Origin of the sequence: Bacillus sp. JJ864 (assembly GCF_036963045.1) — a bacterium.
In the GTDB taxonomy this organism is placed as follows: domain Bacteria; phylum Bacillota; class Bacilli; order Bacillales; family Bacillaceae_G; genus Bacillus_A; species Bacillus_A pseudomycoides_C.
On sequence record NZ_JBALLY010000194.1, the window covers coordinates 1 to 9,346 of the forward strand.

At 34.8% G+C, this 9,346-nt stretch carries 9 protein-coding genes and 2 pseudogenes; 4 read left to right on the top strand and 7 right to left on the bottom strand.

Features of this window, described 5'->3' with window-relative positions:
* Nucleotides 1–217: 217 nt before the first annotated feature.
* The 3 genes from V7024_RS22370 to V7024_RS22380 form a co-directional block, all read right to left on the bottom strand.
* A complete protein-coding gene (locus V7024_RS22370; protein ID WP_335524072.1) occupies nt 218–472 on the bottom strand; it encodes a hypothetical protein in 255 nt (84 codons plus the stop codon).
* 300 nt (nt 473–772) lie between these two features.
* The gene (locus V7024_RS22375) at nt 773–2,308 is read right to left on the bottom strand and encodes a flotillin family protein (protein WP_335524075.1); all 1,536 of its coding nucleotides are present in this window, start codon (nt 2,306–2,308) and stop codon (nt 773–775) included.
* A gap of 15 nt (nt 2,309–2,323) precedes the next feature.
* Nucleotides 2,324–2,866: a phosphate ABC transporter permease gene (locus V7024_RS22380; RefSeq protein ID WP_335524077.1), complete on the bottom strand. Its 543-nt coding sequence runs from the start codon at nt 2,864–2,866 to the stop codon at nt 2,324–2,326.
* Between the two features lie 641 nt (nt 2,867–3,507).
* On the opposite strand from V7024_RS22380, the gene V7024_RS22385 reads away from it, so the two are divergent.
* A complete protein-coding gene (locus tag V7024_RS22385; RefSeq protein WP_335524080.1) occupies nt 3,508–4,770 on the top strand; it encodes an S-adenosylmethionine decarboxylase related protein in 1,263 nt (420 codons plus the stop codon).
* 132 nt (nt 4,771–4,902) lie between these two features.
* On the opposite strand, the gene V7024_RS24505 is transcribed toward V7024_RS22385, so the two are convergent.
* From V7024_RS24505 to V7024_RS22400, 4 genes and pseudogenes are all read right to left on the bottom strand, one after another.
* A complete protein-coding gene (locus tag V7024_RS24505; protein ID WP_438824504.1) occupies nt 4,903–5,022 on the bottom strand; it encodes a hypothetical protein in 120 nt (39 codons plus the stop codon).
* A 42-nt stretch (nt 5,023–5,064) separates the two neighbouring features.
* Nucleotides 5,065–5,469, bottom strand: a pseudogene (locus V7024_RS22390) (IS66 family transposase); the annotation flags it as partial.
* An 80-nt stretch (nt 5,470–5,549) separates the two neighbouring features.
* Entirely contained in the window at nt 5,550–6,239 is a 690-nt protein-coding gene (locus tag V7024_RS22395) for a response regulator transcription factor (RefSeq protein WP_335524083.1), read from the bottom strand.
* A 59-nt stretch (nt 6,240–6,298) separates the two neighbouring features.
* Nucleotides 6,299–6,860, bottom strand: a pseudogene (locus V7024_RS22400) (class D sortase).
* 350 nt (nt 6,861–7,210) lie between these two features.
* Between V7024_RS22400 and V7024_RS22405 the strand changes: the two are divergent.
* From V7024_RS22405 to V7024_RS22415, 3 genes are all read left to right on the top strand, one after another.
* The gene (locus tag V7024_RS22405; protein WP_335524086.1) at nt 7,211–7,873 is read left to right on the top strand and encodes an N-acetylmuramoyl-L-alanine amidase family protein; all 663 of its coding nucleotides are present in this window, start codon (nt 7,211–7,213) and stop codon (nt 7,871–7,873) included.
* Between the two features lie 89 nt (nt 7,874–7,962).
* Complete coding sequence (locus tag V7024_RS22410) at nt 7,963–8,760, top strand: peptidoglycan-N-acetylglucosamine deacetylase (protein ID WP_335524088.1); 798 nt, start codon at nt 7,963–7,965, stop codon at nt 8,758–8,760.
* Nucleotides 8,761–8,776: 16 nt separating this feature from the next.
* Nucleotides 8,777–9,346 (top strand): YkyA family protein (locus tag V7024_RS22415; RefSeq protein WP_335524089.1); only part of this gene is annotated, 570 nt, incomplete at its 3' end.

The window sequence follows — 9,346 nt, forward strand, 5'->3', positions numbered from 1 at the left end:
ATTTTGACTTTTCAACATACAAATTGCGGCTATGTAGAAAAAAAGATTCTGCACTCGCTTTCTCCCTTTGTTTGAACTTCGCACGTGGCAGAAAAAGGCCCTGACCGCTTCTACGCATGACCAGACGCTCTAGCTCACCTAAAAAGAAAAGGGTTTTTATGTTGTTTTCTTAATTTGGATTTATATATATGATGCCGTTTTTCATAATCTACTTTTTTTATTCACAGCCAGTGATCAACCAATCGTCTTCTAATTTACACAACAACGTTTGTTCATTTACTTCCTGGCCTAATTTCACTTCGACAGCTAATATATTACCGCTAAAGCCAACCGCGGCTTCTGCTAATGTTCCATCGCTTTTTTTAATAACAAATAACTTTTCCCACTCATATACGTAAGATGATTGTTGAACAAGTATTTCTTCAATCACTCCATTGCATGGGCTATATACATTTTCAATTACATCTTTCATCTAAACTTTTCTCCTCATTACATTTCAGTGTTATATTTCTCACCTATTCTAACATTGTTATGAAAATCAACTCGTATTTTAAAAATTCTTTTATTTACATACATCTATTTTAATTTTTCAATATATAAATTGCTGCCATGCCCTGTCGTTTTGAAGATAGGCTACTTGCCCATTTGCCAATAAAAAGCTTAAAAAACAAAAGAGAACACATATTATATATGAATAATATGTGTTCTCTTTTATCTAATATGAAATAAAAGTGATTCCCAGGAATTACTTCTAAATAGTTACAAAAAACTCCTAGAGGTTCTCATGATTTTCCGGCTTTTTCTCTTCTGGACTCGGAATAGCAGCCTTTATCTCTCCGCTTGGCTGCATTGCGCCTTTCCCAGCAAAACTTTCTAACAACTCTTTTAAATCAATTCCCGAAGAGGCCTTCAAAGTTTCTTGCATCGTTGCCATTAAATCCGTCGCATAGCCGGCAACTTTACCAGCACCGCTATTTTTTCCACCGCCGCCAGTGTCGACAACAGTGATTTTATCAATATTGCTAAGCGGGCTTGCAATCTCTTTTGCATAGCTTGGTAACATTTTTAATACCATATCCATAATTGCTGCTTGGCCGTATAGTTCAAATGCCTCAGCAATTTTTTGTTTTGCTTCCGCTTCAGCAAGACCTTTCAATTTAATAACATCCGCTTCTGCTGTACCTTGTGCTTTTTGTACTTCTGCTTTTGCTAAACCTTCTACTCGTACTTCTTCTGCACGTGCTTTTGCTTCTGCTTCAATTTTATACTGATCGGCATCTGCTTTCTTTATTTGTTTCACTTTTTCTGCTTCTGCCGCTTGCTCCACTGCATAACGATCAGCATCTGCTTTTTTCTTCACTTCTGCATCGTATTGCTTTTCACGACGAGCAATTTCTTTTTCTTCTAATTCAATTTGTTTTTCACGCTCAATAATTTTCACTCGCATTTGCTCTTCTGTTACACCTTGCTGAGCCTTCGCTTGCTGTAATTCATAGGAAAGGTCAGCATCGGCACGTGCTTGTTCTTGTTCTCTTTTATATGCTTGCACCTTTAATTCTTTATGTTTCTCTGCTTCAGCAATTTGCGCATCACGCTGATACTCTGCTTCTTTTGCTTCTTTTTCAGCACGTGCTTTTTCAATCCGTGATTCTTTTTCTCGTTCTGCGTTTGCAATTTGCGCATCACGTTTTACTGTCGCAATTTGTGGCTGACCAAGTGCATCTAAATATCCGTTTTTATCACTAATTTCTTTAATCGTAAATGATACAATGCGTAATCCCATCTTCTTCAAATCAGTGGAAGCAACTTCATGTACTTTCTGGGCAAACTGTTCTCTGTTACTATACGCATCTTCTACTGTCATAGAAGAAAGAATCGCTCGTAAATGCCCTTCTAATACTTCCTTTGCTTCTACTTTCAGTTCTTCTGTTTCTTTTCCTAAATATTGCTCTGCTGCTGTTGATACTTCCTCAATCGTAGAACCTACCTTAATAATCGAAACACCATTTACTGTTACGGGAACACCTTGCTTCGTATATGTATCGCGTGTTCCTACTTCTAACTTATAGTTTAATAAGCTAAGAGGTTCTGCTTGTTGCATAACCGGCACAACAAACGTACCGCCGCCGCGAATAATCTTTATCTTTTTACCATCATCTGTTGTCACAACATTTTTCCCGCTTCCTAAACCACTTCCCGTTACAATTAACGCTTCATCTGGACCAACTGTACGATATTTTGTAATAAAGACTAAAATCAAAATCGCTAATATTGCTAATAAAACACCACCAATAATTAATGGAACCATAGTAACTCCTCCTTATCATTTCGGTTTCTTTAAAGAAACCGCTAAATTTTGTACATGTAAAACGCCATCTTCCACTGCTTCAACAATGACATAAGATCCTTGTAAAATATCGTTCTTTCCTATTGTTTTAGCTGGCATCGCATTGCTGCCAAATTTAGAAGCTAGCAAAACTTCACCTAGTCCTTCTTTCGGAATTGTTATAATCACTTCTCCTTTGCAGCCAATAAATTCTTCCATACGGTGCATTGTATTTTGCTCTGCTTTAGAAATTGGCGCTAACACAAGCATTTTCATTGTAATTACACCAACAAGTGCGAGAAAAAATGAAATAACAAAAATAGCAACACTACTCCAAGGAAATATATATTCTAATATGTAACCAAATCCACATAGCATCGCCAAAAAGCTAAATATGAGCGTAAAAGGCGAAGTAGCTCCGCTTGATATACTAAAAAGAGATTCTAAAATATCACCAAAAAGAAAATAAAGAATGGCAATAGCTCCAGTTATAACAAGTCCATATAAATAAATTGTTTCAATTGGAACGTTAAACAACATACGCTTCACTCCTTTCAACATAAGTGAAACTTTCATGAGTGGTAGCTTTCTTTATTTCCCATTCAACTCCTTTCCTTAATTAATAGGATAACAGCTCTTTTCCTAATATATATGCCCCCTCTCTTCTAGTTGTCTTAATTTTCTAACTTTTAAACTTTTAAAAAAGAGGCTGTTACTACAGCCCTCCAAAAAAAGAACAGGAGAAAGCTATAGTGACAGCCTCCTCCTGAAAACAAACTAATATATGGTATATTTATATAATACAAGATTTTACAAAAAAAGTAAAGTCATATATATATTGGAAGTTTTTGTTTACGATCCACCTATAAAAATACATGTTAATCTTTCAGCACATAAGTCGCTGCTATGCAGAATACAACATGACTGCTACTGGCTTGCTCCTTGTGTTTTAAACTTCGCATGTGGCAGAAAAAAGGCCCTGACCGCTTCTACGCATGGCCAGACGCTCTCGCCCACCTAAAAGGAAAAGGGTTTTTAGGTCGTTTTTTTAACTTGGATTTATATATAAGGGGTACTACCAATCCAAAACAAAATAGACAGTGGATTTTTATGCATGTATGGACAAACAAATAATCCTTTCTCATGTGAACAGAATATCTTAATCACATAGGAGGGAAAGCATGAAAGAAAAACAACTTATTCTTACTATACTCGGAAGCAGCGGCGGCGCTGCTCGTGCATTTTTATCTTTATTAAATCATGCCGTGAAAGATATTCATAATCCTTTATACTCTCAGTTACAAAACTGCTCCATTCATTTAATTGATATGAAGCAAAAACCAGAGTCTTATTTTCAGGATATGTATCCTGCATTATACGAAAGCTTTACATTCCATGTGTTTGATCTAAGCGATAACACATTATTTCGAAATCATCTACAGAAAACGGGGACAAGTCTAGTCATTGATGCCTCCTTAGCAGATGCAGTCGAAATGCTAACATGCTGCAACGAAGCTAATGTACATTATATTAATACAGCATTGCAATCACCAGCAATCGATGCAAATGAGCATATTAAACGCTTCAGTTTATTAGAAAGACAAAATTTCTTTGAAAAGCATAAACCTACCTTCACACAAATGACAGGCGTTATTTGTTCTGGTATGAATCCTGGTGTCGTCCAATGGATGGCCGTTAAGTTAATGAAGCAAAATCCTGATGAAATCCCCCTCGCTTGTTTCATCGTCGAACACGATACAACTTTCTACCAGGATTCAACTCTTATTAAAGAAAAAACTGTATACTCGACATGGTCTCCTGCGGGATTTTTAGAAGAAGCTATTTTAAACTATCCTCTTTTCATGAAACATCAAACTCCTATGCTCTTATGTAATACTGCTTATGAACAAGAATTTAAAGTAACATTAGGAGATAAACAGTTTTTCGGTTGTTTAATGGGGCATGAAGAAGTAATTAATCTCGGAAAATTGTACGATATGGAAGTCGGCTTTTTATATCGTATTAATGATTATATGACGCAAGTAATTCATGATAATCAACAGAACATTGATGAACTATGGAACTGGGATCATCACGTATTAAATCCAGAAACTGGACAACTCCTCGGTGAAGATTTAATCGGTGTATTACTTGTCTATAAAGACAAAGAAGTCTATATGTACAATACAACTGCCACCCAGCATGTGTACAACCAATACGGAACAAACGCAACCTATTTTCAAGTCGCATGCGGCGTTTACGGTGCACTTGCTAGCCTCTTACTCGACAATTTACCACTTGGCTGTTACTTTGTAGACGAACTTCTTTTAAATACAGATTCAAAATATGGTGAATATCTTTCTTATTATATGAAAGATTTTGTAATAGGAGAAAATCATACGACAGATGGTTTATTATTTGATCGTATAAAAAAGATTGAGTAGTTTTTCTACTCAGTCTTTTTTGTTTTGATTAAAAATAATAAAACTCTGCATTTAGGTGGTTAAGGCACCTTTTCCTTCTCACAGAAAAGCTCTTCATCACATGAAACTTTCAACTCATATTTTATATTGAAATTAACTATTTGATAGAAGAAAGAACTCCTTTTCAAAACCTGTGTTCTCCCAAAAGTTTAAAGCCAATTTATTATCTAAATCAACATACATTTGAATAGAAGAAATACTCTCTTGATTCAACCAATGTGTTAAATGTTCTACTAAATTTTTAGCAATTTGCTGTCTTCGGAAAGAACCGCTTATTTTTTGCCGTAACTTTACTGGACGGATATCTCGTTCCGCTTGATTATTATCAAACGGAATAACTGGATGGAGAAGAAAGGCCAAAATCGATTCTTGATTTGCGATCAATCGATTTAAGAGATTGCGCGCCAGACTTTGCTTCTGTCTCCCGCGAACGTTTCCTTCTTTCGGCTTGGTTGGATTGGATGCTTCTCCTTTTGCTACGATTGTTTCATATTTTTGATGCAATTTTACCAATTCTTGTGCGTCCAGGTGCTTTGTTTCTTTTTGCTGTTTCGCTTGTAAAAGAAAATCAACCATTTCTTGCGCCCATTCTTGCTTCGTTTGTTCAAATATACCGCGCAATTCACGAAGAAGATGCACATTGCACAAGACATGTTGGCACTTGTCGTATTAGAAATATTAAACAGTCAGATCATTAGGGTAGCTGAGTATTTACAATAATTTTAATACAATTCCTTTTCTCATATATTCCCCTCAAACTTATACCCCATTCGAACAACAGTCGTAATGTATTTTGCTTTATCTCCTAATTTATTTCGCAAATTACGAATATGGCTATTCACAGTTCGGTCATCACCGGAAAATTCATAGCCCCAAATTCTTGAAATCAATTGCTCTCTTGTCAAAACAATACCTTGATTTTGCATAAAATACGTTAAAATTTCAAACTCTGTATGCGTTAAATTAATGTCTACTCCCTCTATAGTAACAATACGCGAGGGCAAGTGAATACAAATTCCATGAATAGTTAGCGTGTCACCTTCATTCCCTAAAGATTTACTTATAACTACCCTACTTTGCAATAATCGCTTTGCTCTTGCCAATAAAATTTGCGGACTATATGGCTTTGTTACATAATCATCTGCCCCTAACTCAAACCCAAGTAATGTATCGTCTTCATCCACTCGTGCTGTCAGCATAATAATAGGAACTTGAGACGTTTTACGAATTCTTCGGCAAACAGACCAACCATCTAATTCTGGTAACATAATATCAAGAATGACTAAATGAATCTCTTCTTCTTCAAATAAGACTAACGCTTCCTTCCCATCTCTTGCCTCTAGTACTTTATATTGTTCATTTAAAAAATAATCTTTCAAAATTTCACGTAAAATATCCTCGTCCTCAACAATTAAAATGTTTTTTGTCATGTTTCATTTCCCCCTTCATAATAATATTTCTTCCAAAATAATTAGAGACCCGAATGCTTTCATCTCACTTTAGGATCGATAGCAATTAACTTTGCCTCAATAATATATCGATCTGGTGCATCCCCTATATAGTCGAATGGATAACAAGTTGTAAGCGTCAATATGGGCTCTTCTTTCTTTACTATGACTGTGCGATCATCCGCATTTGTAATCCACATTTTTTGAATTTCATAAGTATAAACCTTATTATCGTATTCCACAATGAGGTTATCTTTCTCTTTCAGCTCCCCTAGGTCTGTAAATACCGTATCACGATGTCCACTTAGTACAGTGTGACCACCACTTTCAAATGGAGTTGTTGTAACCAACTCCTTTTTTCAATGTGGTGTCATTTGCACCCCAATATCCAGAAAACTTCTTCGCTATTTTCTGGATATTTAATACGGCTACTTTCTCGCCTTCCTTATATTGCATTTGAGAAGAAGGTACTTGAGAATTCACAGTTGTTTCAGTCGAATGTTGATTTGATTCTATCTTCTCAAAACGCTTTATCTCTTCTGTCGTTAAATCTTGCGCAGAACTTTTACCTTTGTACCATTTGAACAAGTTTTCCTTTTCCATACTGATCACACACCTTTTCTAGAGTAGTAATATCAGTATATCCAAGTTTAAGAGATTTTTTGTACCAGAATCCTTTAAGTTGATGGATGTGTGTTATGACTCCTTCTGTGGATGGCAATCTTTAAAAAAAATGCATGTTATCTGCATTTAATCTTTACATAAAACTTATACACTCAGAAGGTGTTACAGAATTTATAGACGGTTAAGGGAGGAGCATTTTATCAATTTACCGTATGTATTTATATTTTGTAGGAGTTTTGTAACACTCACGCTATTATTTTTACTTTAACCAAGTCTATTAATTGTAAACATATTAACCAAAAACAAGTTGATCAAGAAAGGATTTTTTTATGAACAAAAAAATAATTATATATCCTATACTGATTTTTATAGGTTTTGTATCAGTTTATTTCTTGATGAGTTCAAAAGTAAAAGGAACAATGTATGCAGATACGTTATCCAAAAAGGATCAAACTTCAGAAAAAGTTATAGTCATAGATCCAGGACATGGAGGAAATGACCCTGGATCTATTGGACTAAGAAGAACAAGAGAAAAAGATATAACTCTCAAAACAGCTAAGAACATTCAAAAAAAGCTTGCGGAAAAAGGAATGACTGTAATATTAACGCGTCAAGATGACACGTTTGTATCATTAAAAAATCGCGTTGCTATCGCTCAAAATAAATCGGCAGATCTCTTTCTTAGTATTCATTATGATGGTTTCACAACTAATGATGTAAAAGGAGTAACAACCTACTATTACAAAGGCCAAAGAGAACAAGCACTAGCGGAAACCATACATGAACATTTATTCAAACATATACAAGCAAAAAATAGAGGTGTAAAATCTGGCGATTACTATGTATTACGGGAAAATCAAAAACCATCCATTTTACTTGAGCTAGGTTATATTACAAATCCAGAAGATGAAGAACGAATGAATTCACAACAATTTCAAGCAGATGTAGCCTCTGGAGTTGTTAGTGGTATTATAGAATATTTCAATAGATAGTTATCCAATTAAATTAGACAAATTCCCCACAAATAGAATTTTTTCATAGATAATCTAAAACTAAAGGTTACTAGAAAGGACATAATAGAATGTTTACAAAAGGACTAAAAATAGCAGCAATTATTTCAATATCTGCTTGTATCACACTAGCTTTTTTTATGTTTCAATTCTTTACATCACCTGCAAAAGGGGTAATGAACCAAGAAAATGCTGTTCAACTGGCAAGTGAGCAAACAAAAATAGAAATGAAAAAAACAGCACCAGATAAATATAATGGCCAGGTTCGTAAAGTAGCATACTTAACATTTGATGATGGACCAAGTCAATTTCAAAAAGAAATCTTAGATATTTTAAAGCATAATAATATAAAAGGAACGTTCTTTATGATTGGTGGAAACATCCCAGCTCATAAAGAAAGTGTAAAGCGTTTAGTAAATGAAGGGCACTACCCAGGTGTTCATAGTATGACACACGATAATAAAAAGCTTTATACCCAAGGCGAATTTGTTGAAGAAATGCAACAAGCGCAAGATATCATGAAGGAAGTTACTGGAATTCATCCAAATCTTGTTCGTTGTCCATATGGGAGTATGCCCGGACTTACACAGGCATTACGAGACAAAATGGTGAATGTTGGTATGAAAGAGTGGGATTGGACAATAGATTCTTTAGATTGGAAATTACCTGGAAATCCAGATGCTGTTGTTCAAAAAACAATTTCTCAGGTTAGTCAAAATCGCGAAGTAATTTTAATGCATGAAAAATCACAGACGGTGCAGGCGTTACAAAGAATTATTGATGATCTTCGTAGTAAAGGTTATGAATTCGAAGTATATGATGAAGCCTCTCATTTCCCATTAAATTTTTGGAAGGATAATCGCATCTAAGTAGGAGGAATTGCAGATGATATATAGAAACCTGGCACTTATAACAGCCTTATCAGTAACATTGTTGTCCGGCTGTTTAGGACAAAAACCAGAAGAGAAATTATATGTAACATTTGAAAGTGCTGCAAAACAAGAAAAGACAATGTTTGAAGATACGAAAAAATTAGCAGCATTAGAAAAACAAGGACAAGAGTTATATACTCAAATTACACTTGAAGGCAAAGAGAATAATCAAGTAGTGAAGGAAAAGTTAGATCAAGCTGTAACAAACATAAATGATCGTGAAAAAGTATTAGAGAAAGAGAAAGCTACCTTAGAAAATGCACAAAATGAAGTGAAGTCTGCTGATAAATATATAAAGAAATTAGAAGATAAGAAATTACAAGAACAGGCTGAAGAAGTTCAAGATATGTATAGAAATCGTGCTGATTCTTTCAAAAAATTGCATGAAAGTTATAAAAAATCATTACAATTAGAACAAGAACTGTACAAAATGCTACAAGCGAAAGATGAAAAACTAAAATCAATTAGTGAGAAAGTAATAACGATCAATCAGTCTTATGAACAAATTCATTCAGATCAGGAT

Coding starts and splice junctions, on each gene's coding strand:
- V7024_RS22370 (WP_335524072.1), bottom strand. CDS start 472: ATGAAAGATGTAATTGAAAATGTATATAGCCCATGCAATGGAGTGATT.
- V7024_RS22375 (WP_335524075.1), bottom strand. CDS start 2,308: ATGGTTCCATTAATTATTGGTGGTGTTTTATTAGCAATATTAGCGATT.
- V7024_RS22380 (WP_335524077.1), bottom strand. CDS start 2,866: ATGTTGTTTAACGTTCCAATTGAAACAATTTATTTATATGGACTTGTT.
- V7024_RS22385 (WP_335524080.1), top strand. CDS start 3,508: ATGAAAGAAAAACAACTTATTCTTACTATACTCGGAAGCAGCGGCGGC.
- V7024_RS22395 (WP_335524083.1), bottom strand. CDS start 6,239: ATGACAAAAAACATTTTAATTGTTGAGGACGAGGATATTTTACGTGAA.
- V7024_RS22405 (WP_335524086.1), top strand. CDS start 7,211: ATGAACAAAAAAATAATTATATATCCTATACTGATTTTTATAGGTTTT.
- V7024_RS22410 (WP_335524088.1), top strand. CDS start 7,963: ATGTTTACAAAAGGACTAAAAATAGCAGCAATTATTTCAATATCTGCT.